At 73.6% G+C, this 24388-nt stretch carries 21 protein-coding genes; 13 read left to right on the forward strand and 8 right to left on the reverse strand.

What is annotated here, in order from left to right:
• Positions 1–315 precede the first annotated feature (315 nt).
• Positions 316–675: a hypothetical protein gene (locus AC3CHW_RS02990; protein WP_359323394.1), complete on the forward strand. Its 360-nt coding sequence runs from the start codon at positions 316–318 to the stop codon at positions 673–675.
• 107 nt (positions 676–782) lie between these two features.
• Here AC3CHW_RS02990 and AC3CHW_RS02995 read toward each other — a convergent pair whose 3' ends face one another.
• From AC3CHW_RS02995 to AC3CHW_RS03020, 6 genes are all read right to left on the reverse strand, one after another.
• Positions 783–1094: an SCO5918 family protein gene (locus AC3CHW_RS02995; protein ID WP_488469461.1), complete on the reverse strand. Its 312-nt coding sequence runs from the start codon at positions 1092–1094 to the stop codon at positions 783–785.
• 49 nt (positions 1095–1143) lie between these two features.
• A complete protein-coding gene (locus AC3CHW_RS03000; protein ID WP_488469462.1) occupies positions 1144–1554 on the reverse strand; it encodes a CBS domain-containing protein in 411 nt (136 codons plus the stop codon).
• Between the two features lie 46 nt (positions 1555–1600).
• Positions 1601–3115 (reverse strand): DEAD/DEAH box helicase, encoded by a 1515-nt coding sequence (locus tag AC3CHW_RS03005; RefSeq protein ID WP_398606966.1) that lies wholly within the window; start codon positions 3113–3115, stop codon positions 1601–1603.
• A 335-nt stretch (positions 3116–3450) separates the two neighbouring features.
• Positions 3451–3654, reverse strand: a complete 204-nt coding sequence (locus AC3CHW_RS03010; RefSeq protein ID WP_176165184.1) for a cold-shock protein — start codon at positions 3652–3654, stop codon at positions 3451–3453.
• Positions 3655–3985: 331 nt separating this feature from the next.
• Complete coding sequence (trhA, locus tag AC3CHW_RS03015; protein ID WP_488469463.1) at positions 3986–4768, reverse strand: PAQR family membrane homeostasis protein TrhA; 783 nt, start codon at positions 4766–4768, stop codon at positions 3986–3988.
• 55 nt (positions 4769–4823) lie between these two features.
• A complete protein-coding gene (locus AC3CHW_RS03020) occupies positions 4824–5156 on the reverse strand; it encodes a MerR family transcriptional regulator (protein WP_187084998.1) in 333 nt (110 codons plus the stop codon).
• A 1112-nt stretch (positions 5157–6268) separates the two neighbouring features.
• On the opposite strand from AC3CHW_RS03020, the gene AC3CHW_RS03025 reads away from it, so the two are divergent.
• Complete coding sequence (locus tag AC3CHW_RS03025; protein WP_398606964.1) at positions 6269–6985, forward strand: GAF and ANTAR domain-containing protein; 717 nt, start codon at positions 6269–6271, stop codon at positions 6983–6985.
• A gap of 140 nt (positions 6986–7125) precedes the next feature.
• Here the strand turns inward: AC3CHW_RS03025 and AC3CHW_RS03030 are convergent, their stop codons facing one another.
• Positions 7126–7686, reverse strand: a complete 561-nt coding sequence (locus AC3CHW_RS03030) for a hemerythrin domain-containing protein (protein ID WP_488470952.1) — start codon at positions 7684–7686, stop codon at positions 7126–7128.
• Positions 7687–8135: 449 nt separating this feature from the next.
• On the opposite strand from AC3CHW_RS03030, the gene AC3CHW_RS03035 reads away from it, so the two are divergent.
• The gene (locus AC3CHW_RS03035; RefSeq protein ID WP_488469464.1) at positions 8136–8405 is read left to right on the forward strand and encodes a hypothetical protein; all 270 of its coding nucleotides are present in this window, start codon (positions 8136–8138) and stop codon (positions 8403–8405) included.
• 385 nt (positions 8406–8790) lie between these two features.
• Here the strand turns inward: AC3CHW_RS03035 and AC3CHW_RS03040 are convergent, their stop codons facing one another.
• Positions 8791–10119, reverse strand: coding sequence for a COG1470 family protein (locus tag AC3CHW_RS03040; protein WP_488469465.1), 1329 nt, complete (start codon positions 10117–10119; stop codon positions 8791–8793).
• Positions 10120–10403: 284 nt separating this feature from the next.
• Here AC3CHW_RS03040 and AC3CHW_RS03045 point away from each other — a divergent pair, with 284 nt between their 5' ends.
• From AC3CHW_RS03045 to AC3CHW_RS03090, 10 genes are all read left to right on the forward strand, one after another.
• On the forward strand, positions 10404–11138 hold the full coding sequence (locus AC3CHW_RS03045) for a helix-turn-helix transcriptional regulator (RefSeq protein ID WP_398606960.1): 735 nt from the start codon (positions 10404–10406) through the stop codon (positions 11136–11138).
• Positions 11139–11303: 165 nt separating this feature from the next.
• Complete coding sequence (locus AC3CHW_RS03050; RefSeq protein WP_488469466.1) at positions 11304–14615, forward strand: hypothetical protein; 3312 nt, start codon at positions 11304–11306, stop codon at positions 14613–14615.
• Complete coding sequence (locus AC3CHW_RS03055) at positions 14612–15319, forward strand: Pvc16 family protein (protein ID WP_488469467.1); 708 nt, start codon at positions 14612–14614, stop codon at positions 15317–15319. Before AC3CHW_RS03050 ends, AC3CHW_RS03055 begins: the two co-directional genes overlap by 4 nt.
• Positions 15316–17400: an ATP-binding protein gene (locus AC3CHW_RS03060; protein WP_488469468.1), complete on the forward strand. Its 2085-nt coding sequence runs from the start codon at positions 15316–15318 to the stop codon at positions 17398–17400. Before AC3CHW_RS03055 ends, AC3CHW_RS03060 begins: the two co-directional genes overlap by 4 nt.
• 229 nt (positions 17401–17629) lie before the next feature.
• Complete coding sequence (locus AC3CHW_RS03065) at positions 17630–19183, forward strand: phage tail sheath family protein (RefSeq protein WP_488469469.1); 1554 nt, start codon at positions 17630–17632, stop codon at positions 19181–19183.
• A gap of 22 nt (positions 19184–19205) precedes the next feature.
• The gene (locus tag AC3CHW_RS03070; RefSeq protein WP_176165175.1) at positions 19206–19646 is read left to right on the forward strand and encodes a phage tail protein; all 441 of its coding nucleotides are present in this window, start codon (positions 19206–19208) and stop codon (positions 19644–19646) included.
• Entirely contained in the window at positions 19643–20140 is a 498-nt protein-coding gene (locus AC3CHW_RS03075; protein WP_359323429.1) for a hypothetical protein, read from the forward strand. Before AC3CHW_RS03070 ends, AC3CHW_RS03075 begins: the two co-directional genes overlap by 4 nt.
• Positions 20137–20295, forward strand: coding sequence for a DUF6760 family protein (locus tag AC3CHW_RS03080; protein ID WP_176165173.1), 159 nt, complete (start codon positions 20137–20139; stop codon positions 20293–20295). Before AC3CHW_RS03075 ends, AC3CHW_RS03080 begins: the two co-directional genes overlap by 4 nt.
• 2601 nt (positions 20296–22896) lie before the next feature.
• Positions 22897–23793: a hypothetical protein gene (locus AC3CHW_RS03085; protein WP_488469470.1), complete on the forward strand. Its 897-nt coding sequence runs from the start codon at positions 22897–22899 to the stop codon at positions 23791–23793.
• A gap of 88 nt (positions 23794–23881) precedes the next feature.
• A complete protein-coding gene (locus AC3CHW_RS03090; RefSeq protein ID WP_176165171.1) occupies positions 23882–24307 on the forward strand; it encodes a phage tail protein in 426 nt (141 codons plus the stop codon).
• The last annotated feature ends 81 nt before the right edge of the window (positions 24308–24388 follow it).

Below are 24388 nucleotides of genomic sequence, written 5' to 3' on the forward strand. Positions count from 1 at the left end.
GACTCCCGTCGCGACGACCGACGCCGGCGGTGACGTGCGGCCCGGCCCCACGCCCGGGGCCGCACGATGTCCCAGCCGGTACCGGAGACCCGGGTCGTAGCGTCGAGCCGCGTACCTCCGGGCGGGCAGCGGCGCCCGCGCGCCGCGGGTGCCGGGGTCCTGGCCGAGTCGATACGGGCCAGGCCCCGGCACCGCCGCGCACGGGCATCACACGCTTCGGGGTTCGGGTCGCCCCCTCCCCCGCGCTTCGACTTGTAGGACGCACCTGCGCCACCGCTTAGGCACACCGAGCGGCGTTGATTAGAATCGCTTCCCATGTCGAAGCCTGACGAACTGCTTGTCGATGTCGCGGCCTTGGTGGAGTCCGAGCGCAGCAACCAGATGACTCTGACCGTGGTCACCGGTGGTGCTGTCATCACGGGTCGACTGGCTCCCGAAGCTGTCTGGAGGCAGCGGGTGTCCGAGGTCCTGGCGGACTCGGCCCAGCTCAGTGAATTCTCCGCCGCCTTCACCGCCACGAAGGGTGAGGAGAAGGCGCCCACGCATCTGCATTTCCATGTGGCGCGCATTCTGCAGGGCACGGTGGGCATCCCGGAGACGGGCGGGATGTACCGCGTGGCGATCGAAGACGTCAGCGCTTGGACCGTGGGCGACTTCAGCTACTCCGACCAGTGAACACGACGCCGCGCTGACGGATCGCGCGGCAACGGGACGAGGGTCCGACCGGCATCTGCCGGTCGGACCCTCACTGTGTTCTGTGGCGGCTCTCGCCTGCCCGTCGGTCAGACGGCGGCCGGGGTGCCGAGCAGCGCGGAAGCCTGCTGGAGCGGGCCGGGGACGCGCTGGGGCGCGGCGGCCTGGTGCGGGTCGGGGCAGGTGAAGCCGAGCTGGGCCATGGCCCGGACAACCTCACCGGCGGTGAAGTCGCGGCGGTCCTGGCGCGTGATGACCTGCCCGACCTGCTTGGCCGGGTAGGTGCGGCGGCCGATGATCACGGACTCGCCGATGACCGGTTCGGGCTTGACGCCCCTCATGGTCTCCAGGACGCCACCCTTGGTGAGGTGGAACGGAAAGCGGGCGATGACGCAGCGCATGGTGCCTCACAGGGAGAGGAAGGGGATGGTCCTACGGTGGTGAGGTGGTTCAGTGGGCGGCAAGGGCGAGGGCGCCCCGCGCGTTGTCCTGGTCCTCGACGACCGGCGGTGCCGCGAGCCGGCGGCCCGGCGCCGCGTGCTCGGCCTCGGCGGTCGTGGGCACGGCGGGGGAACCGGACGGCTCACCGCCGTCGAGGATGTCGCGCAGTTGGAGCCGGTCCGTGTACGCGGGACTGTCACGGACCGCGGTGAGCTGGCCCAGGGTGACCGGTTGGGTGCGCGGGCCGTCGTCGTCGCAGACGACCAGGTGCCCGGTGCCGGCGCCGGCCATGACGGACAGCGCGACTTCGACGGTCATGTCGTCACAGACCCGCGGTACGCCGGTGTCCACGGCGTCTGCCACGGTCCCGTGCGCGGGGGTGACCTCTGTCGAGCGGGACCACGAACGAACCAGCGTCAAAAGGTGCCTCCTGCAGTGGTAGGTCAGTTTCCTGATCACGAGGTCTTCAGGCCGCCGCGGCGTCGAAGGAGGTCTGCCGCGTGGTCCTGCGCAGGGCAGCCGAGGCGGGGCTGCGCCGCCCGCGTGAGGCCGCGCCCCGCTTGCGTCGCTCGGCCACCGGCGCGGTGATCGTGACGGGGATGCCGGAGGGCGCCTGGGCGCCGGTGATCTGGCTCAGCGCCTCTTCACCGAGGCGGACCTGGGTGGTCTGGGGCACGATCCCGGCGGAGGCCATGAGACGGCTCATGCCGCGGCGCTGGTCGGGGGTGACCAGGGTGACGACCTTGCCCGACGCGCCGGCCCGCGCGGTACGGCCACCGCGGTGGAGGTAGTCCTTGTGGTCGGTCGGCGGGTCGATGTTGACGACCAGGTCGAGGTTGTCGACGTGGATGCCACGGGCGGCGACGTTCGTGGCGACCAGCACGGTGACGTGCCCGGTCTTGAACTGGGTCAGCGTCCGGGTGCGCTGCGACTGCGCCTTCCCGCCGTGCAGTGCGGCGGCCCGGACACCGCTGGCCAGCAGGTGGTCGGTGAGCTTGTCCACGGCGCGCTTGGTGTCCAGGAACATGATCACCCGGCCGTCGCGGGCCGCGATCTCGGTGGTCGTACGGTTCTTGTCCGCGCCGTGCACGTGCAGCACGTGGTGCTCCATCGTGGTGACCGCGCCGGCGGACGGGTCGACGGAGTGGACGACCGGGTCGGTGAGGTACCGGCGGACCAGGAGGTCGACGTTGCGGTCGAGGGTGGCGGAGAACAACATCCGCTGGCCCTCGGGGCGCACCTGGTTCAGGAGTGCGGTGACCTGGGGCATGAAGCCCATGTCGGCCATCTGGTCGGCCTCGTCGAGGACGGTGATCGCGACCTGGTTCAGCCGGCAGTCACCGCGGTCGATGAGGTCCTTGAGCCGGCCCGGCGTGGCGACGACGACCTCGGCGCCGCCCCGCAGCGCGTTGGCCTGTCGGCCGATCGGCATGCCGCCGACGACGGTGGCCAGACGCAGCTTCACGGAGCGGGCGTAAGGGGTGAGCGCGTCGGTCACCTGCTGGGCCAGCTCGCGCGTCGGGACGAGGACCAGGGCCAGCGGCTGCCGGGGCTCGGCGCGCCGGCCGGCGGTGCGGGCCAGCAGAGCCAGGCCGAAGGCGAGGGTCTTGCCGGATCCGGTGCGCCCGCGCCCCAGGGCGTCGCGGCCCGCGAGGGTGTTGGGCAGGGTCGCGCCCTGGATCGGGAACGGGACGCTCATGCCCTGCGCGGTCAGCGCGGCCAGCAGTGGGGCGGGCATGTCGAGGTCGGCGAAGGACTCGACCGCGGGGAGCGCGGGAGTGATCGTCTTCGGCAGGGCGAACTCGCCCGTGGGGGCGGCGGGCCGCCGACCGTGGCCGCCGGAGCGGCTCGGGCCCCCTGAACGGCTCGGGGCCGGTGAGCCGAAGCGACCGCCCCGGCTCGAACCGGCGCTGGAGCCGAAAGCGGGGCCGCCGGAGCGACGGGGACGGGAGGTGCGGCCGTTCGTGCGTGTGGGGTTCATGCGGGAACCTTCCTCGATACGGCTCGTATCAAGGCATTCCCGCAGCGGAAGAACAGCGCTGGGAATCACAAGAACGGGCCGAAATGGAATGCGAAAATGAAAGCGAAAGCGCAGCCGCTGTGCGATGAATCCGGGGCGCGGTGCGGGCGATGCGATGGGACGTCGTACGGGCGTCAGAATCCCGGACGTCGACGGGCGCGGCCCGGAAAGGCGCGCATCACGGGAGAAGATCTGGGGTGCTTCTGTCCCACGGATGGTGTGACCGAGGGAAATGCTCGTAGCTGGGGCCCGCACCCCGAGGGATGCGGGCCCCAGCTACGAAGTACGCGTCAGCGTCAGGCGGGAACGATGTTCTCGGCCGTCGGGCCCTTCTGGCCCGCAGCGATGTCGAAGGTGACCTTCTGTCCCTCGGCCAGCTCACGGAAGCCCTGGGCGGCGATGTTCGAGAAGTGGGCGAACACGTCGGGACCGCCACCGTCCTGCTCGATGAAGCCGAAACCCTTGGCCGCGTTAAACCACTTCACGGTGCCAGACGCCATGTCATATCTCCTTCTGGGGCAGTACGCCGGCATCCGCGCTTCACGGACACCGGGTCGCCGCGATGATGCCCCGCCCGGAGAAAACCGGAAATACAAGACGCTTCCCACGACTGAGTGCCGAGGTAAGCGTCGAAGTTTTGGGAACCACAACTGCAACTGAGATCGACAGTAGCACGCCAGAAACGCGTTCGTCCGATTGCTGACCGCACTCCGCCTACGCCGAGAGAAAGACTCCGCACGCGGCGCGCCAAAACCTCATTCGGCCGCGACAGATAGGCGAGCACCGCGGTGAACTTCTTTCACGACGTGCGGCGGGCTTGGCCGTCGCTGGTCAGGTAGCTCCCAGGAAGATGGCCGTGTAGTGCGCGGAGAACGCGGCGATGGTGAGCGAGTGGAAGACCTCGTGAAAGCCGAACCAGTTGGGTGAGGGGTCAGGGCGCTTGAGGCCGTACACGGCCGCGCCCGCGGTGTAGAGGAGGCCGCCGGCGATGATGAGCGCGACCACGGCGGCGCCGCCGGCGCGCGCGAAGTCCGGGAGATAGAAGACGGCGGCCCAGCCCAGGGCGATGTAGCACAGGGTGTAGAGCCAACGCGGGGCGTTGATCCAGAAGACGCGGAAGGTGATGCCGGCCGTGGCTCCGCCCCAGACCAGGGACAGCAGAACCCGCTGCTGTCCCTCGGGCAGCAGCATGACCGCCAGGGGCGTGTACGTGCCGGCGATGATCAGAAAGATGTTCGCGTGGTCCAGCCGCCGCAGGACGGCCTCCCCACGCGGACCCCACGTCCCGCGGTGGTAGAGCGCGCTGGTGCCGAACAGCAGGCAGGCCGAGAGCGCGTACACCGAGCAGGCGGCGACCGCCGCCGCCGAGCGGGCCAGGGCGATCAGGACGATGCCGCCGGCCAGCGCGAGGGGAAACACCCCGGCGTGCAACCAGCCCCGCATCCTCGGCTTCAGCACAGCCGCCGCGCGCCGAAGGGCGTCATCCGGGGCGACGGCACCTGCCCGCCGGTCGGGCGGGTCGGGCGGCGCGTCGACCTCGGGACCGCGGTCGGCGTCGGAAAGGTGCTCGGGTTGGCGGCTGTGCGCCACCGGATGGGCATTTTCAGCAGTCATGTACTCATCCGGAAATCGGGAGGCGAAGGATGTCGAAAGGTTGTCCGCGACCGGGTCAGTCGCCGGTCGCGGACTGGGACGCGGTGCGGCGGTACTCGGCGTTGATACGTCGGGCCTCTTCGAGCTGGTCTTCGAGGATGACGATGCGGCAGGCGGCCTCGATGGGCGTGCCCTGGTCGACGAGTTCCCGGGCCCGGGCGGCGATGCGCAGTTGGTAGCGGGAGTAGCGGCGGTGGCCGCCCTCGGAACGGAGCGGGGTGATGAGGCGGGCTTCACCGACGGCGCGGAGGAAGCCCTGCGTGGTGCCGAGCAGTTCGGCGGCCCGACCTATCGTGTAGGCGGGATAGTCGTCGTCGTCGAGACGGTCGAACGAGTCGTTTGCTGTCATGTACACCTCTCTGCGGAACGCGTGGAGGGGCCCGAGTGCCACACGGCACCCGGACCCCGAAGGAACAACTACACCATCTGCCGGCCCTGGTACTACGCCGGCCTTCTGTTTCCGCTCACCCGAACTGAATTCTGTCGGGGGCGCGGGGATCGCGGTTGCTTGACCGGAGACCACCTCACTATCGATGTCCTGCGGTACCCGGGCTCTAGCCTCCGCCCGGGCGATCCTGATGGCGCCTCGTCCCTCCGTTCTTCCCTCTGGGATCGATCACTTGCCTACACCTGGTACTGCTGTCCTGCACACTGCTCAGTGGCCTGTGTCAGCGCCACTCTTCGGCAGCCAGCCCCGTTGCCCGTCCTGCGTCTGCTCTGGCTTGGAACCCCACTGCCGAACCTCCCGGCGCGCGCGTCCGCAGCCGACGCCTTCACCGAGGTGCTGCTCACCTTCGCTGCTGGGTACTGCTCCTGCGTGAACTGCGGGTACTGCTCACGGCGGCCCCTGATCACTGCGGGCCACCCGGTCCGGCCGTCAGTCCCGTCGCCATCCTGCAACTACTCCGGCTTCGAAACTCCACCGCCGCACCGTCTTGCGAGCCGCAACTGCGGGTACTACTGCCCGGCAGTTCGTCTCTGCCGGGCCCTGCTGTCTCTCTGGCTACGAGAAAAACCATAACCACGCCACCGCTCAATGTCTACTCCGGCCGACATAGATTTTCGCGACCCGGGGGCGGGGATAGTCGGCATCGATCGCGGAGCGACTGCGTGGCGGCCTCGCTCCAGCCGGGACTCGCTACCGGATGCGCCCACCTGCCTTCCGGATTCACCGCCGGGCCCGGCATCTGATGTAGATCGCGTCCGTGCGACGGCGGTGGCTGCCGTGATGCCGGCGTCGGTGTCCTCGTGGGCGAGGCAGCGGCCGGGGTTCACACGGCGCGGTGTGGCGAACGTGCGTGCGATGCTGGAGGTGTGGCCGCCCCTTCCGGCTCCTTCGCGGGCCAGGGCGACTGCTGACGCTGGGAGATTCCCCCTCCGGTCCGGGCCGTGGCCCCTGGCGCCGCTCATTCTGACCGATGCCGATGGCAGGCCCGTATGACCTGCGCGAGGGGCTTTTTCATGGCACACGACGACCTGCATGTGACCGATTTCCTTCTGGAGACCGACTCCCTGGAAGGGTTTCTGGACACCCTGGCCGACCACGCGCTGACCCGTACGCCCGCAGCGGACGGCTGTGGCATCACCCTCAGCCGCGAGGGCCGGTTCCTGACGGTGGCCAGCGCGGGACGCAGCGCTCGCGACCTGGACGAGAAGCAGTACGGCCTGGACGACGGCCCCTGCCTGCAAGCCCTGCGCAACGGTGAGGAGTTCATGGTCGCCGACATGCTGGGTGAGCAGCGGTGGGACCCCTATCCCGCCCACGCCGTCGCGTGCGGGACCCGTTCCTCGCTCTCGCTGCCGATCGCCGCGCACACCCACACGGCCGGCGCGCTCAACCTCTACTCGCCCAAGCCGGACGGCTTCGCCGAAACGGACCTCACCGGGCTGCGGCTGATCGCCGCGCAGGCCACCGGTGCGATCGCTCTGGCGCAGCGGATCGCCGACGCCCAGGAGTTCGCGAACGATCTGGAGACGGCGATGCGCTCGCGCAGCATCATCGACCAGGCCATCGGAATCATCATGGGCCAGCAGCGCTGCGACGCGGAGAAGGCGTTCGGCATCCTGCGCGGCGCTTCGCAGAACCGCAACATCAAGCTCCGCGACCTGTGCCGCGACCTGGTCACCAGCGTCGGCGGCCGACCATCTCAGGACGGCGGGCTGCGGCCCCGGCCCTGACCGGGCCACTGCCGCCAACCTCACCGCAGCCGCCTGCCGCAACCACCGCCGCCAGAGCGTCCCACTGTCTCAGCGCCGACCACGGCTCCCTCGCTCCCCGAGGCCATGCGGGGGCGGGCGGCTGGGGCGGGCGTGTGGGGTCAGTCCTTGCCACGGCCCGTCAGGGCGTCCCGGAGGCGGTCCACCATGCCCGCGCCGGGGGCCAGCAGTTTGTTGGCAGGCGGCGTGTCGGGGGCCGAGGGGTGGGGGCGGGTCGGCGCCGTCTTCTTGGCCTGGCGCACCTTGTCGCCCAGCTTGGCCAGTTCCTCCGCGGAAGCCGCCGTCCGCAGCCGGGGAAAGAGGTGGTCCTCCTCGTCCCGCACGTGTGCGCGTATCTCCGTCATGAGATCGTCCACGAGCCGGTCGAACCGGGAGTCGTCGGCGTCGACGCCTTCGAGTTCCTTCATGATCCGCTCGGCCTTCGCGTGGTCCTCGATCTCCTTGTCGGCGACCGCGTCCCCGTCCGGCAGGAATTCGCGCACGGCCGGGTACAGATACGCCTCCTCGGCCACCGAGTGGCGCACCAGCTCGATCACCGCCTGCTCCGCGTACTTCTTGCGCCGCTCGTCTCCCGAGGGCAGGGCCTGGATCTTCCCGAAGAACTCCTCGACCTCCTGGTGGTCGGTGGTCAATTCCGCGATGACGTCTCCGCCGTGGCCCACGTGCATTCCCCTCTCGTGTGGTGACTGGGTTGCCTCGACCGTGTATCCGCACTTCCACGCGTGCAAACGGGAAAGGAATCGCGGCACACAGTGGGCGGCCTCCTCCAACGGCCATCTCCCAGCGCTTCCGTGGGCCCGGCGGCACACACCACGGCCGCCCGGCGCACAGCCGGCCGTGTCCAGCGGATGGCAGAACACCGGATACGGAGAGGACAGTCCGCGCTCCCCGCCCCACAACCGTAGGCGGGCCAGGGTTTGTTGGGCCGAACACGTTGGCTCGTCCAGCAGCCGCGCCGACCGCTGAGCCGCACACCACGGCCCGCCATCTGGGAGGCTTACGCGGTCGTCTGGCAACGGACGCGGTCCCTGCTGTGGCGGGGGACCGAACGCGTCGGCACCGCGACGGTGACCGGCACGCTCGATGTCGTGCTCGCCGGACTGGCCAACCCGTGCTGGCGCTGATCTCGGGCGGCGACCCGGTCCAGCCCGCCGCCGACTCCCTGGCCATCCTGCTGGGACCCGCGCGGGCCGCCATCCTGCGCCTGGCCGCACACACTTCGACCGTGGGCGAGATCGCCACGGCCCTCTCCTCCGGTTCCGCGACCTACCGCTGCCGCTTCCTGGAGTCCGCGGGTTCCCTCACCCGCCGGGGCCGGGGCCGCGAGGTCCGTCCGCACCACACGCCGCGCGGCCGGGCCCTCCTCGACCTGATGTCCTGAAGAAGGCGGACGGCGCCACGCGATCCCGCGGTGGGTCAGCCAGAACGGCAGCCGTCTCGCCGACCGAACGGGGTGCGCTCCGCGAAGGCCCCGGCAGAACGGCAAGGCGGTATGTCGCGGCTTTCCTGGCAAGTACCTGCCGCACACATCGACCCGGCGTCCGCCCCGCCTTCGCGGGTGGTACCAATGACAGGCCAAATCTTCTCGGTTACCGAATGCCACCACTCGCTATCGAGCCGGGGCATTCTGAGCAGCTATCCCGGAATATTCGCTACTGGAGAGAACTATTCGGGCGAATGGCGTGAGAATCCAGTTCCGTACGCGGTAGGGCGGCCCCACGTGTGCAAGCCGACCGTGCGCCCTGGCCATGGTCGGGGCACCCAGTTCACCTGTAGTCGCTGAGCAGACCGCTGACGTTGACGACCTCGTGGCACCCCTGCGCCCGTTGTCCCGTCGCCGGTGTGCCCGGCTTCGCGCAGGTTATCTGGGCCCGCACGGTCGCGTTCTCGGTGATCCGGATGGGAGTGACCCAGTGGTAGTCCAGGTTGCGGAAGGTCTCCAGGGCGATCGTCGTGATCTTGCGGTTACCGAAGTGGATGGTCAACACCCCTTCGTCGCCCTGGTAGTTGGAGACGACGATGTCGGTGACCTCGAACATCTTCCCCTTCTGCACCTTGTACGGAGTGGCACCCACCGCGCCCGCGGGCGCCTCCACGTCGAGCGTGGCCGAATGCTGCTCCTTGCCGCCGGTCGTACCACCGCCCCTGGCCTTGCCGTCACCACCGTCCTCGCCGCCGGCCCCGGGGCCCTTCTCGCCACCGGGCTGGGTGTCCGTGCCGCCGCCGGGCTGGGCGTCCGTACCGCCCCCGGGCCGCTGGTCCGCGCCGCCGCCGGCGCCCTGTTCGTCCTGGCCGGGCACGCTCGGTCCGGGCGTCGGACGGGGGCGCACGACGTCGTTGGCCGCGTCCTTGGCCGCACTGCGCACGGTGGGGCGTACGAGCAGGAGCCAGGCCAGGATCAGGGCGAGGAGGGCCGCCAACACGGCGAGCAGCCACTTCGGGAAGATCGGGATCTGGACGAACTCCACGTCCAGCGAGGGTTGGACGGCCGCCGGGCCCAGCCCGTCCTGTCGGTCCTGCCCGTCGCCGGTCGTCGCGGACTCGGCGACGACCACCGTGAACGGCCAGACCACGGGGGCGCCGAACCACACCGGCTTGCCCGTACGGACCCGCAGGCCCACGTGCGCGGCCTCGCCCGGGGCCAGCTCCTGCGTCGTCGGCCGGAAGTCGAAGCCGAGTTCCTCGCCCGGTTGGTCGGGCGTGGAGCCCACCCGTACCGGGGTGTTGCCCTCGTTGCGCACGGCCAGTTGGTACCGGCCGCGCAACCAGCCACGGCGGCGGCGCGGGACCATGTCGGCGCGCAGGTGCCGGAACTCCTCGACGCGGACGGTGGTCTCGGGGACCCGTACCGCCTCGGGGTGTTCGGTGGGCAACACCCGTACCGCCAGCGGGTACGCGCCCGCGCGCACCTCGGACGAGCGCGGTGGTGCCAGGTGGATCGTCACCGTCTCGGAGGTGCCCGGGTAGAGCGAGACGCGCGCCGGCTCCGCGGTGGACCAGGAGGCGCAGTCACCCACGATCTCCAAGGTGTACGCCTCGACGATGTCGCTGTCGTTGCGAACGGTCAGTGTGGTGGACGCGGTGCCACCGGGCATCACCGACACTTCGGGGATGTCGAGACCGGCTGCACCTGGACTGGGGGAGGCTGTTGGAGACGTCACACCTCGACGCTAGGACGCCCCGCCGATCGCCACGAGGGGCCCGAGGGCAAGGCCGCGGACAGGAGCGGTGCCTTCGGAAGCTCCCTCCGGCTCCCTTTCCCGACCGCCGTCGACCGATCGCCGCCGCGATCGCGCCCCGGCCGGCGGCCGTGTCGCTCCGCCGCACCACCCGCAACTCCTGCCCGTGCCCGCATGCCTCATGGAACAGGTGCCTGCCCATGCCATCGACCCAGATGATCAGCCCCGCCGCCGCGTTCACCACGGTGCGCCAGGAACCCGACCGGGCGGCTGCTCAGCCCGCGCGCTGGCCCGCCCACACGGTCAGCTCCGAGCGCGTCAGCGTCGCCGTCTACGCCCCGGACCCCATCCTCTACGTGGGGACGGTCCAGCAGTTACGACACCGCCCCGAGATCGAACTCGTCACCGACGCCCACCTCGACACCGCGCGCGTGTCCCTGGTGGTCGTGGACGTGGTGGACGACGAGACGTCCACCCTCCTCAAGAGACTGCGGCACAACTCCGCCACCCGCACCGGCGTCGTGGTGGGCACCTTCGAGTCGGGGGACGCCCTGCAACGCACGCTCAACCTCGGGGTCGCGGCGGTGCTGCGGCGCGCCGAGGCCGACCAGGACAAGTTGATACGCCTGGTGTCGGCGATAGCCAACGGCGAGGGCGTGCTCCCCGGTGACCTGCTGGCCAAGCTGCTCACCCACGTGGGGGGCCTGCAGAGTTCGTCGCTCGACCCGCAGGCCGTGTCCCTGTCGACTCTGACGGCCCGCGAGGCGGAGATGCTGCGCCTGGTGTCGGAAGGGCTCGACACCAGGGAGATCGCCCGCAAGACGGCCTACTCGGAGCGGACCGTGAAGAACGTGCTGCACGAGGTCATCACGCGTCTCCAGGTGCGCAACCGCGCCCATGCCGTCGGCTACGCGCTGCGCAAGGGCCTGATCTGACCCACCCGCCCGTGCCCCGACCGGCCGCCGCCGTGCGCGCGCTGCCCTCGAACACACCGGTCTCTTCCCCCGGCTTCGGCCCCGCGGCCCTGCCCCGCCTCCCGGGGCGGGCCGCAGGCTGGTGGCCGTATGTGCAGAGCCGGCGTGGGGACAGTGAGGTGGGCCGTGAGGGGCACGGGTAGCACGGGCGGTTGGTGGCATCGCTGGCGGAGCATCGGCCTGGCGTTGTTGCTGATGGCTCCCCTGCTGGGAGTGACGGCGGCCAACCGGCCGGTCGCGGACGAGGTCACGGTGCGGCCGGCCGACGCGCCCGACACGCGCATCGCGTACGCCGGGACCCGGCACCGGAGCCTGGGCGAGGTTGCTGACGTCAAGACGAGCAGTCCGCTGTTCGGTGTGGGGATTGCCCACTACGACGTCCAACCCAACGCCCTGGGCGATCAGTTGGTCTTCGTCAGCCGCCGGGACGAGCGACGGCCCCAGGTCTACCTGCGGGCGGCCGACGGATCGGTGCGTCGGCTCACCAGCGGCCACGACGCCGCGCATCCACGGCTGACACCGGACGGGCAGGCGGTCGTCTTCGACTCGGCGGAGACCGCCGGGCCCGGCGACCGCAGGCAGCGTGACCTGTGGCTGGTGCGCGTCGACGGGAGCGGCCTGACCCGGCTGACCGGCACCCCGGCGAACGAGGAGTGGCCGACCGTCTCACCGGACGGGCAGCGGCTGGCGTACACCAGCGACGGCGACCCGCTCGCGGGCCGGCAAGCCTACGTACGTCCCCTGGCGGGTGGCGCCGCCAAGCGCGTCACGGACCCGGTGAACGGGACGGCCAGCGAACTCGCCTGGAACCCGGTGGTCAACGGCGCGCACCGGAGCAAGATCGCCTACACCGCCACCGGCTCGGAGGGCCCCAAGCTGCGCTGGACCACCGAGAGCGGGGGAGGTGGCGTTCTGCTGGAGAAGGGCCTCCAACAAAACTGGCGGGCGCGCGGGGCAGCGTGGCTGCCCGACGGGAACGGTCTGCTGTTCATCAGTCCGGAGAAGAACTGCAACTGCGATACCGACTGGGAACACGTCTACAAGATTCCCGATATCGGCCATGAGCCCGACGAACCGGTTCTGGTCCTGGACGAGAACCGCGAGGTCGGGACGGCCACCTGGCTGGAACCGCTCGCCGGCCGGGAGGTCGTGGTCGACCGCACCACCGCGGTCACCAAGCACACGGCCCGGCTCCAGGACATCCGCATGGACGGCTCCGACCCGCGCGACCTCAACCAGGACGTCCTCACGGAGGACCCACGAGCAGACGGCCCCCACGGGTCGGAGGAGGACCCACTCTTCCGGCCCAGACCCCAGTACCACCCGTGGTTCGAACGACAGAACTACACGCCCGACGGCCGGCAGATCGCGTTCACCAAGTTCACGGGCGAGACGGACAAGCGGGCCGAGCGCATACTGATCGCCGGTGCCGACGGTTCCGACGCCCGGCACCTTGAGCTCGCGGGCCGGGGCGAGCACGACTGGGACACCGATCCCACGTTCTCCCCCGACGGCAATTCCCTCGCCTTCTCCCGCACGTCCCCGGATGGCACCGACGGCAGGACCGCGAGTCGCGTCCTGATCGCGGACGCGGCGACCGGCGCGATCCGCCACACGATCACCCCGCCCGACGCAGCACGGCAGGACGCCCAACCCACCTGGTCACCCGACGGCGCCACACTGGCCTTCACCCGTACGCACGTCGCCGGCGACAAGGGCAGCAAGCACATCTGGACGGTGCCGGTGAACGCCCTGGACCAGCAGCGTGACCTGAGCGCCACCGTGTGCCCCGACCCCTGCGCGGTCATCGACGACAGCCCGGCGTTCTCGCCGGACGGCACGACCATCGTCTTCAACCGCAAGGACGTCAGCGGCAGCGGCAACGAGCACGACGGCCTCCTGCTCACCTCCGTGACGGGCGACGACTGCCGGGTGCTGTTGCCCGCCAGCGAGCGTGACCAGCCGGGCGCCTGCGAGCAGCCGCTGCCCGAAACGAGCGTCACCGGCCCCTTCCAGCCCCGGGACGCCGCGTGGACGGCCGACGGCGAGAACCTGGTCTTCAGTTCGCGCGCCGACTCGCCCGCCTACAGTCCGGAGAAGCTGCGGCTGCTCAACATCGACTCGGGCGTGCTGACCTCACTCACCGACGGGTTGCCCGGTCGGCAGAAGGAGCCGACCGTGCAGCGGTCGGTGGACCTCGCGGTGCGGGCGCCCGACGCCACCCCCGAGGTCACCGTCGGCCGCACCCGTACGTTCCGGGTCGACGTCGTCAACCACGGCCCCGCCGCGTCCCCCGGCACCCGGCTGACCGTCGCGCCGGCCGGCGGGGTGCGCCTGACCGGCCTCGGTGCGCCCGGCCGCTCCTGTGACGCCGCGGGCCTCACCTGCGACCTGGGGGTGGTGAGGCCCGGCGACACCGTGCCGGTGACCGTGTCCCTGGCCGGGGTCGCGCCAGGGCATCAGCCGGTCGACTGGTCGGTGACCGGCGCCGTCCTCGACGCGAACCCGAGCGACAACGCCGACCGGACCCTGATCCCGGTACGCGAGGCCCCCGTACCGCCCGAACCCACCCCCACGCCCACGCCCACGCCGACCCCGACACCCACGCCCACCCCCACACCGACCCCGACCCCGCCGACCCCCACCCCGACCACGGCGCCGCCCAGCACGCCGCCGCCGTCCACACCGGCGCCGCCGCCGCCACCGCCGCCTCCGCCCACGCAGCAGCCTCCGCCCCCGCCGTCGCCGCAGCCGCCCCCTCCGCCGCCGCCGGCGGAGCCGCCCGCGCCCAGGGCCGGGCCGGCCGTCAGCGTCAGGGCGCAGCCCAACCCGGGTTACGTCGGTGGTCGGGTCGTGGTCACGTACACCGTCCGCAACGGCCGCCAGGCACTGGCCACCGGGTTGCGCCTGCGCATCGGCCTGCCGGCGGGCGTGCCGAACAACGGGCCGCCCCCCGGCTGCGACGCCGACTGGCGGTGCGCGCTGCCCGACCTGAGGCCCGGCGCGCGCACCGTGCTCCAGGTCGTCCTGAGTCCCAGGAAGGCGCTCACCACCCAGGTCACCGGGGAGCTGACGACGACCGGCACGGACGCCGACCTCGGTGACAACAGTGACCGCGAGCGGCTGCGCATCCTGCGACCGCGCATCATCGCGGTGCCCGCCGTCGGCAAGCCCGGCTTCGTGACCTCGGTGCGCGGCAGGGACTTCCCGCCCGGCGTGCCGGTGCGCTTCCGGTGGAAGCCGGGCATCACCGCGGCGGCGGCCCCGACGATCCCCAAGGCCAACGGCACCTTCATCGGCCAACTCCTCATCCTGGCCAAGGACCAGACGGGCCCGCGGACCATCACCGCGAGCGGTCCCGGCTTCTCGCCGGTGCGGACGGACTTCCTCGTGATCTACGGCAGCATCCAGCCGCCCGACGAGGTGATCCGCCGATGATCCACGAAGTCGACGAGGCGCTGAACCGCTTGCTCGACGAGTCCGGTTTCGCGGCGTCGGGCGTGGAGGTCGTCTTCGACGCGCCCACCCGCGACTGGGCGGCGCGGCGCAGCGCCCCGACCGTCTGCGTGTTCCTGCACGACATCCGCGAGGACGGCTCGCGGCGCGGCACCGGCGGCGGCGAGGTGTATGACGCGGACGGGCTGGTCGTCGCGCGCCGCGCGCCCGCGCGCTGGTTCGACCTGACGTACCTGGTCACCGCCTGGGCCAGCCGCTCGCAGGACGAACACCGGTTGCTGGCCCAGGTGTTGACCACGGTCACGGCGGCGGACACGCTGCCGGCGCGGCTGCTGACCGGCACGCTCGCCGAGCTGGGCCTCGCGGTCGGCCTCGACCTGGTGGGCGGCGACCCCGACGCGCCGGCCGCCTCCGACGTGTGGTCGGCGCTCGGTGGGGAGCTGCGGCCGTCGTTGGAGGTGCGGGTGCGGGCGCCGCTGCGGGGCCCGCACCTGGCCGCCGCGCCGCCCGTCACCGAAGGGCTGGTCGTGCGGGCCGCGCCGGAGGCCGACCCGCGGGACTCGGAGCCCGCGCGCCGGCTGCGTTACGAGGGGGTCGGCGACGCGGGCGCGGAGGGCTTCGGCGCGCCTCGGGAGCGGCCGGCGACGCCCGCGCGCCGACGGCGACGAGGGGGCCGCCAGCCGTGACGTACACCGTGGAGCCGGCGTCCCCGCCCGAGGAGGACAGCGCGCCGTTCCTGTGGCGACGGTTGCGGCTGGTCGAGGAGCGGGTGCGCACGGCGGTGGCGGCCAGGTACGCCAGCGACCCCGATCCGCAGGACCCCTACCGGGGCCAGTACCTCTCCCCCGAGGCGGTCGCCCGCGTGCTCGACGCGCCCGCTGACCGCTTCGGCCTGCCCGCGCTGCCGGCCTCGGCCCCGCCGCCCGGCTCGGTGCTCGACCTCCTCGCGCGGGACTTCGGCCTCTCCCCGCTGGACGTGGACCTGCTGCTGGTCGCCGTGGCGCCGGATCTGGACGCCCGGTTCGAGCAGCTCTACGGCTACCTCAACGACGACCTGACGCGCCGTCGGCCCACCGTGGGCCTCGCGCTGGAACTGTGCGGGCACAGCGGGATGTCCCCGGGCCGGTTCCGGCTGGCCGCGGGCGCTCCCCTGCGCGCCGGTGGGCTGCTGGAGGTCGTGGAGCCGGAACGCCCGCCGCTGTCGCGCGTGGTGACCGTGCCCGACCGGATCACCGCCCACCTGCTCGGCGACGGCACGCCGGACGCGGGCCTGCTTCCCGTACTGGGTGAGGGCGGCGCCGACCCGGCGGCCGACCCCGCCCTGGTCCGCGCGGCCATCGCCGCCGCGGGCACCGGGACCGGGCACGTGCACCTGTGGGCCCAGGGCGGTGCCCCCGAGGGCCTGGCGGGTGCGGCCCTGCGCGAGGCCGGGCGCCGCTCGCTGGTGCTGGACGCGGCGGCGCTGGCCCAGCGGCCCGGCGAGTTGGCCGGCACCGCGGCGGTCGCGGCCCGCGAGGCGCGGCTGACCGGCGCCGGGATCGTCCTGGGGCCGCTGGAGGCGCTGCCGGACCAGCCGTCCGAGCGGGCCCGCGCGTTGCGCGCGCTGTGCGCGGCGGCTGCCGGCGTCCCGTTGTTCACGTACGGGTCGAACGCCTGGGACCCGGTGTGGGCGACCGCCACGCCGGTCACCTTGGCCGTCCCGGCCGCCTCGCCCGAGCAGCAGGTGGCGCGGTGGCGGCACGCGCTGGAGCGGGCCGGTGGCGCGGCGGTGCCGGAGGCCGACGCGCTGGCCCGGGCGGTGGCCGCGCACCGCCTGGACTCCGGCCAGTTGCGGCGGGCCGCCGGCGCGGCCGTGCGGACGGCCGCGCTCGCCGGGCGGCCCGTGGGCCCCGGCGACCTGCGGGACGCCGTGCGGGCGCAGAACGGCGCGGGGCTCGCCCGCCTCGCCCGCCGCGTGGCGCCCGCCGTGGGCTGGGACGACCTGGTGTTGCCCGCGCGCACCCGGCACGAGCTGCGCGAGCTGGCCGTACGGGCCCGCCACCGCGACCAGGTCCTCGGGCAGTGGGGGATGCGGCCCGGCGGTGGTCGCGGGCACGGCGTGATCGCGCTGTTCGCGGGCCCGTCGGGTACCGGCAAGACCATGTCCGCCGAGGTCGTGGCCGCCGATCTGGGCATGGACCTGTACGTGGTGGACCTGTCCACGGTGGTCGACAAGTACGTCGGGGAGACCGAGAAGAACCTGGAGCGGATCTTCACCGAGGCGTCGGCGGTCAACGCGGTGCTGTTGTTCGACGAGGCCGACGCGATCTTCGGCAAGCGTTCGGAGGTGAAGGACGCCCACGACCGGCACGCGAACATCGAGTCGGCGTACCTGCTCCAGCGCATGGAGTCGTTCGACGGCATTGCCATCCTGACGACCAACCTGCGGGCCAACGTGGACGAGGCGTTCACCCGGCGCCTGGACATCGTGGCGGAGTTCCCGGTGCCGGACCGGGCCCAGCGGCTGGCCCTGTGGGAGCGGTGCCTGAACGGCCGGGTGCCGCGCGACGGCGATCTGGACCTCGGCTTCTGCGCGGACCGCTTCGAACTGTCCGGGGGTTCGATCCGGGCCTGCGCGGTGACGGCCGCGTACCTGTCCGCCGCGTCGGGCTCCCGGCTGACCATGGGCCAGGTGGTGACGGCGATCGCCCGCGAGTACCGAAAGCTCGGCCGGCTGGTGCTGGAGAGCGAGTTCGGGCCCTACCTGGCCGAGGCGAACGGGCGCTGAGCCGTCCCGCTCACGCCGGTTCCGTACGGTCCGTTCGCCGCCCTCGCGCGCCCCGTGCGCCACGGTGGCTGCACGCGGCGCGCGGCGGCGGCGACCGCGCGGGCAGGGCCTCTGCCCCCGGGCAGGGCCCGCGGTCCGCTGGCACCGGTGGTGGCGGGCGGAAAGCTGTGCCTGCGACCGCCCGGGCCCCGAGTCCGCGGCCCCAGTCCCCCAGCGTGAAGGAGCGAGCATGCCGACGTACCTCACCCCAGGCGTGTACGTGGAGGAGGTGCAATCCGGCGCTCGCCCGATCGAGGGGGTCGGCACCGCCGTCGCCGCGTTCGTCGGCTTCGCCGAGAACGGGCCCTTCCACACCCCGACCCTCGTCACCAACTGGGAGCAGTACAGCCAGCAGTTCGGCGGCTTCACCCGGGGCGCCTACCTGCCGCACGCCGTGCACGGCTTCTTCTCCAACGGCGGCGGCGCCGCGTACATCGTGCGCATCGGCGGCTCCGCCACCGACACGTCGGCGCCGGCCGGGGAGCAGAGCGCGCCGCAGCCGGCCCAGGGGGCGACGGTGGAGTTCGGCGGCTTCCTGGTCGCGGCCCGGCCCGGGGTGAGCGGCGTGTCCGTGGAGATCGCCGACCCCGACGGGGAGAACCCGCCCGACGACCGCTTCAAGGTGCTGGTCCGGCAGGGCGGCCAGGTGGTCGAGACGTACGAGGCGTCCACCCGCAAGAACGTGAAGGGCTACCTCCTCAACCAGACCCGGGCCTCGAAGCTGATCGAGGTCACCGAGCAGCGCGGGGCGACGCAGAGCCGGCCCGTGGCGCAGACGGTGGCGGTGCCCGACGCCCCGGTGGCTCCGCCCGCCGCGCCGGGCGGGGTCGCGCGGTTGGACGCGGCCGAGTACCTGGGGGACTCCGAGGCCCGCACCGGTTTCGCCGGTCTGGAGTCCATCGACGAGATCACCATGGTCGCCGTGCCGGACCTGATGAGCGCCTACCAACGCGGTGACATCGACGCCGAGGGCCTGCGCACGGTCCAGCTCGCCGTCATCTCGCACTGCGAGCAGATGGGCGACCGGGTGGCCCTCCTCGACTCGCCGCCCGGCCTGACCGCCCAGCAGATGCGCGCCTGGCGCAAGGACGAGGCCGGCTACGACTCCCGCTTCGCGACGCTCTACTACCCGTGGGTGCGGGTCTTCGATCCGGCCGCCGGCCGCAACGCCACGGTGCCGCCCAGCGGCCACATCGCCGGCCTGTGGGCCCGTAGCGACGCCGAGCGCGGGGTGCACAAGGCCCCGGCCAACGAGGTCATCCGTGGCGCGACCGACCTGGAACTGCGGCTCAGCAAGGGCGAGCAGGACCTGCTGAACCCGATCGGCGTGAACTGCGTGCGCGCCTTCCCCGGCCGTGGCATCCGCGTGTGGGGCGCGCGCACCCTCTCCTCCGACCCGGCCTGGCGCTACCTGAACGTGCGCCGCCTGTTCAACTACCTGGAGGAGTCCATCCTGCTGGGCACCCAGTGGGTGGTCTTCGAGCCCAACGACGACCGGCTGTGGTCAAGCATCCGCCGCAACATCAGCGCGTTCCTCTCCGAGGAGTGGCGCCGGGGCGCGCTGTTCGGACGCACGGCCGCGGAGGCTTTCTACGTCAAGTGCGACCGCGACAACAACCCGCAGGAGTCCATCGACCAGGGGCGCGTGGTCTGCGAGATCGGCGTGGCCCCCGTCAAGCCGGCCGAGTTCGTGGTCTTCCGGCTGGCCCAGTTCTCCGACAGCACGAGCCTGATCGACGAGTGAGTAGGAAAGGGGACACACAGTCATGGCAGAGGGCGATGCTCTTTCCACCCATATCTTCGGCGTGCAGCTCGGCGGCTACCTGGTCGAATCGATCCAGGAGATCAGCGGACTGAACGTCGAGGAGGAGGTCGTCGAGGTACGGCAGGTCAGCGCGGAGGGCAAACAGATCATCCGCAAGCAGCCCGGCGCCCGCCAGGCCGGCGAGATCACCATCACCCGGGGGCTCGACAAGAGCAGCGAGTTCACCACCTGGATCAAGGAGACGCTCAACAACGGCGCCGTCGACACCGCGCGGCAGAACCTCACCATCGAGATCAAGGACTCCACCGGCGAGACCGTCCGACGCATCCAGCTCATGCAGGGCTGGGCGTCCAAGTGGGAGGGCCCCTCGCTGAAGGCGGGCGAGTCGTCGGCCGCCACCGAGACCGTGACCATCGTGTTCGAGGAGATCGTCGTCGAATGAGGCGCCGTACGGTCACAGCGGGCAACCTGGAGGAGATCCTCCAGGCCACGGCGCCCGCGGCGAAGGCGGACGAGCAGGCGCCCGGGCCGCCGGCCGCCGTGCCCGGAGCTGTCCAGGAGCAGGCGTGGCGCACGGAGTTCGAGTTCGAGCTGCCGCGCGGGTACCTGGACGAGGCGGGGACGGTGCACCGGCACGGCGCGATGCGGCTGGCCACGGCCCGCGACGAGCTACGACCCCAAATCGACCTGCGGGTCAAGGAGAACCCGGCGTACCTGAGCGTGGTGCTGCTCAGTCAGGTGATCACCCGGATCGGCGCGATCACCGACGTGCACGCCGGCATCGTGGAGCGGATGTACGCGACCGACATCGCGTTCCTCCAGGACTTCTACCGGCGCGTCAACAGCGAGGGACACACACGCGCGGCGGTGACCTGCCCGCACTGCGAGGGCGGCTTCGAGGTCGACCTCTCGGGTGGGCGCCTGGGGGAATCGTGACGTACGCCCTCCCCCGGCTACGGGAGGAGATCGCGTACATCGCCTACCACTTCCACTGGCCGCGCGAGGAGATTCTCGACCTGCCCCACGGCGAACGCCAGCAGTGGGTGGCCGAGATCGCGCAGATCAACACCCGGGTGAACGAAGGCGGTTGAGGCATGGCTTGGCGGGACAGGTGGCGCAGGCGCCCGGCCGGGGGAGGCGCACCGGACACGCGGCTGCCCGAGACGGCCGCCCCGGAGCAGGACGCCACTGGGCGGGACGCCGCTGGACAGGGCTCCGCTGGACAGGGCGCCGGAGCGGCGCGGACGCCCGCCGTGCCGGCCGGCTGGGACGGTGGTTGGCGGCACACGCGGCCCGCGCGACTCACCATCTCCCGCTCGCCGTTGGCCGTCGGTGACGGCCTGGTCTTCCGGTCGAAACTGGCGGCCTGGCGCAACTCCCTGTTCGACACCGGCCTCTCGCACGCCATCGACTCGGCCGCCCCGTCCGGTCTCGTGCGCGGGGTCATCGGCGCGCCAGCGACGCCCGCCTCCCACAGCGGCGGCGGCCCGCTCCTGCTGCGCTCCGCGCTCCCGCCCGCCGACCCCGCCGAGGACGGACCGGCCGGGGCCGGGGGCGGCCGGCCCCCGCGCGCGTCGGGCGCGACCCGACAGCGGGGCGACGGGGCCCATCGCCAGGCCGCGGCGCGGGGCCCGCGCGACGCCGGTGGCAGCGGCCACCGTGCCGGACCCGGCGCACCCTCGACCGGGGGCGCCGTCCAACGCCGTGTCATTGCCGGCGGCGCGGCGGGGCCGGCCGCCCCAGGTGCGGGCCCGACCGTCGCGGGCTCGGGCTCGACCGCGCCCGGCGCGGGCCCGGTGCGGAGTGCGTCGGGTGGCGGTTCGTCGGCCGGCGCGGGCGGCCAGCGCGGGGCGGGCCCCGTCGTCGCGCGGTCGACGGCGGGCGGCGGCTCGTCCGCCGCCCAGGCCGGTCGGGGCGGCGGACCGGCGGGCCCGAGCGCCACGCCGTCGGCCCGCCCGGCCTCCAACTCCGTCGGCGTCGGGGCCACTTCGGCGCGCTCCGGCACGGGCGGCGGTGTCCCGGCTGCTGGCGCTGCCGGGGGCGGCGGGGCCCCGGGCGGGAGCGCGTCCCCGCCGGCTCCCGCGTCCGCCGAGCCGATCGGTGACGGGGCCCCCCGGGGCGGGCCGGCCCCGGCTTCTCCGTCGTCTCCGGCGCGCGGCCTCGTGTCCGAACGGCCGATACCGGCGCGCGGCGCCACCGTGCCGGACACCGTCCAACGGGCCGTGGCGCCGGGCGGGGACGGTGCGGTGCCCGCGTCGGCCGAACCGGCCCCCCGGCCCGCGCTCCCGCGCTTTCCCCTCGTACGTCGCGTCGCCGTGGTGGCCGACGCGTCGCCCCGCCCCACCCCCGGGCCCGACCGGGCCGGGGCGACGGCGACACCGGCCACCGGGCGCGCTGACACCGGGCCTGCCGAGCACGGCGGACGCGCCGGCGGGACCGGACAGGCGCGAACCCCAGCCGCCAGACCGGCGGTTACCGACTCCCCCGGCCCGGCGGCAGGTGTCGGGGGCCCGGGTCACGGCGGTGCGAGCCGCACACCGCGCGCCGACGGGGCGCACCGGGCGCCGGCCCCGACGGTCCGCGCTCGCCCCCTGGGGCGTCCGCTGATCGTCGCCCGAGCGCCGGTGCGTACGCCACGGCGTGTGCTTCCCGTACGCACCAGCGCCCCGTCCGGCCGGCACGGCGAGCCCGCCACCGCGCCGTCCGCCACCGCCGCGCCGCCCACCACCGCCGCGCGGCCCGCTGCCGAGGCCGGTGGCGCGGGCCGGAACGCCGGGGTGTCGGGCCGGGGCCCCGGGACGTCGGCCACTCGTCCGCCGCTCGGCGCTCCGATGGCCAGCCTGCCGGCCACCGCCGTGCCGTTGACGCCGAGCGCCCCGACGGCCCCTGAACCCGTGGCTGGCGCGCTGCCGGTGGTGCAGCCCCGTGCGGCGGACCCCGTCGAGCGCCCGGCGGGTCCTCCGGGCCGCGCCGCCGGCCCGGCCCCGGGGCCCGCCGCGTCCGCGCCGACCACACCGCGTGCCCGTGGCCGGGCCCCCGCCGCCCCTTCCGCCACGGACGAGGCGGCGCGCCCTCGCCCCAACAGCCCCACGGCTCCCACTTCACGGCGCCCCAGCCCCCGCACGGGGCTCGGCGCCCCGCTGCCCTCGCTGCCGCCCAGCGCCGACCTGTCGGCGCCGGTGCAGCGCGCCGCCAAGCAGGGCTCCCGTACGGAGAGCCAGCGTGCGCCGGAGCGGTCGCCGACCGCCGCGCCCCCGACCGGCGCTCCGGCGCCCGCCTCGCCGTCACCCGCCTCGCCGTCACCCGCCGCGCCGACGCCCACCGCACCGCCGGCCCGCTCGCCGCGACCGGGTGCCGAGGCCACGACATCGGGCCACGCTCCGTTGTTGGGAGGCGTGGGCCCGCGCCAGGGCGGCGAGGTCCGCCGCGAGGGACCGCGGACCTACGGCGTGACGGTGTCCCCCACGCTCGTCCAGCGCGTCGTGGCGCCCGTGCCCACGGCGCCCGCGAGCCGCCTCGCGCGGCCCGCAGCCGGCACGACCGTGGCGCCCGGCGCCCCGCACGGACCAGAAGGTCGGGCGGCCGGTGCGGAACCGGCGGGCCCGGACGCGGCGCGGCCGGCGGCGCGCGGCGCCGCCCCGTCCGCCGCGCCCCGCGCGGGCGGGCGGGTCCCGTTGGTCATGGCCCGGCCCGTGCCCCGCGCGGGAGGCGCGAGCGGCGGCGTGGGCGAGCCCGTGCCCCGGGCGCTGCCCACCACCCGTCTGCCCGCCGCCCGTCTGCTCGCCTCGCGTCCGCTGGTGCCCGGCATCCGCGCGACCGCCGAGGCGGCGCCACCGCGCGCCACCCGCCCCGTGGTGGCGCCCCGTTGGCCCCGTGCCACGCCGCCGCTCACCGACCAGGCCCCGGGCCCGCCCCCGCGACCCGCGCCGCACACCCCGCCGGTCGCCGGGGCGCCCGCCCCCGTCCAGCGGGCGCCGGCCACGCCCACCAGGCCGGGGCACGGCACCGCCGGCACGGCCACGTTCGCCGACGCGCCCGGCGCCCCGTCTCCACCCGGCGCTCCCCCGCTCGTACGGCCGAGCGCCCCCGTGGTCAGGCCGGGGACGACGGCGGCCAGCGGCGGGCTCGCGCCGGTCGGGCCGCTGCCCGTGACCGCGCCGCGCGCCGAACCGGGCGCGGCGCGGCCCCCGGTGGGGAACGCCCCCGTCGTACCGGTACAGGCCGTGCCCCGCGCGGCGGCCGGGCCGCCCGTGCTGGCCCGCCGCCCGGCCACGCCCTCGGCGGCGACGGCGACGGCGAGGCCGCCCGGCGCGCCGGTGATCCAGCGGGCCCCGGGTGGCCCGACCGAGGGCGGCGGCGGGCCCGACGGTCACCCGCCCGGGGTGGCGGCGCCCCACCCGGCGCGGCCCACGGAGCGGGGCGAAGGCGCCGCGCAGCAGGCCGCCGCGCACCAGAAGGCGGCGCCGCCCCCGGGGCCCGACATGGACGAGCTGGCCCGGCGCCTGCTCGACCCGGTGGCCCGGCTGCTGCGCACCGAGTTACGGCGCGGTCGCGAGCGGGCGGGCAGGCCCTTCGACGGGCGCCGGTGAGGACGGGCCAGGGCGGCACCGCCCCCGAGGGCGGGGCCGCGGGGAGACGCGCGACGGACGAGGAACGAACGACGGGACCGGTGGACGCATGACGGACAACATCTTCGCGACGAGCGTGTTCTTTCGGCTGGCCATCGGCGGCAGCGACCTGGGCGCCTTCCACACCTGCTCGGGCATGGGCGCCGAGGTCGAGATGGAGAGCTACGCGGAGGGCGGCAACAACGGCTTCACCTGGCAACTGCCCGGCCGGGTGTCCTGGTCCAACATCACCCTCACCCGGCCCGTCACCGCCGACACGGCGAAGATCGGCCGCTGGCTGGACGAGACGCTGCGCCGGGTCGAGGCCAAGGACGGCGAGATCGTGGCGCTGCGGCCGGACCTGAGCCAGATCATCAGTTGGCAGGTGTTCGGCATCGTCCCCGTGCGCTGGCAGGGCCCGTCCTTCGACCCGAGCAGCTCCCAACCGGCCGTCGAGACGCTGGAGATCGCCCACCAGGGCCTGTCACCGAGCTGACGCCGCCGGCACCGACACGACGGCGCCACGCGGCGCCAACGGGCCGGCGAGCCGGCCCACCCGTCCGACGCACCGCCCGAA

Source organism: Streptomyces sp. MGP-BFMKR1 (genome assembly GCF_057766585.1).

Excerpts from the sequence above, each read along its gene's own strand:
- AC3CHW_RS02990 (WP_359323394.1), top strand. The coding sequence starts at position 316 with ATGTCGAAGCCTGACGAACTGCTTGTCGATGTCGCGGCCTTGGTGGAG.
- AC3CHW_RS02995 (WP_488469461.1), bottom strand. The coding sequence starts at position 1,094 with ATGCGCTGCGTCATCGCCCGCTTTCCGTTCCACCTCACCAAGGGTGGC.
- AC3CHW_RS03005 (WP_398606966.1), bottom strand. The coding sequence starts at position 3,115 with ATGAACCCCACACGCACGAACGGCCGCACCTCCCGTCCCCGTCGCTCC.
- AC3CHW_RS03010 (WP_176165184.1), bottom strand. The coding sequence starts at position 3,654 with ATGGCGTCTGGCACCGTGAAGTGGTTTAACGCGGCCAAGGGTTTCGGC.
- trhA (WP_488469463.1), bottom strand. The coding sequence starts at position 4,768 with ATGACTGCTGAAAATGCCCATCCGGTGGCGCACAGCCGCCAACCCGAG.
- AC3CHW_RS03020 (WP_187084998.1), bottom strand. The coding sequence starts at position 5,156 with ATGACAGCAAACGACTCGTTCGACCGTCTCGACGACGACGACTATCCC.
- AC3CHW_RS03025 (WP_398606964.1), top strand. The coding sequence starts at position 6,269 with ATGGCACACGACGACCTGCATGTGACCGATTTCCTTCTGGAGACCGAC.
- AC3CHW_RS03040 (WP_488469465.1), bottom strand. The coding sequence starts at position 10,119 with ATGCCCGGTGGCACCGCGTCCACCACACTGACCGTTCGCAACGACAGC.
- AC3CHW_RS03045 (WP_398606960.1), top strand. The coding sequence starts at position 10,404 with ATGCCATCGACCCAGATGATCAGCCCCGCCGCCGCGTTCACCACGGTG.
- AC3CHW_RS03055 (WP_488469467.1), top strand. The coding sequence starts at position 14,612 with ATGATCCACGAAGTCGACGAGGCGCTGAACCGCTTGCTCGACGAGTCC.
- AC3CHW_RS03065 (WP_488469469.1), top strand. The coding sequence starts at position 17,630 with ATGCCGACGTACCTCACCCCAGGCGTGTACGTGGAGGAGGTGCAATCC.
- AC3CHW_RS03070 (WP_176165175.1), top strand. The coding sequence starts at position 19,206 with ATGGCAGAGGGCGATGCTCTTTCCACCCATATCTTCGGCGTGCAGCTC.
- AC3CHW_RS03075 (WP_359323429.1), top strand. The coding sequence starts at position 19,643 with ATGAGGCGCCGTACGGTCACAGCGGGCAACCTGGAGGAGATCCTCCAG.
- AC3CHW_RS03090 (WP_176165171.1), top strand. The coding sequence starts at position 23,882 with ATGACGGACAACATCTTCGCGACGAGCGTGTTCTTTCGGCTGGCCATC.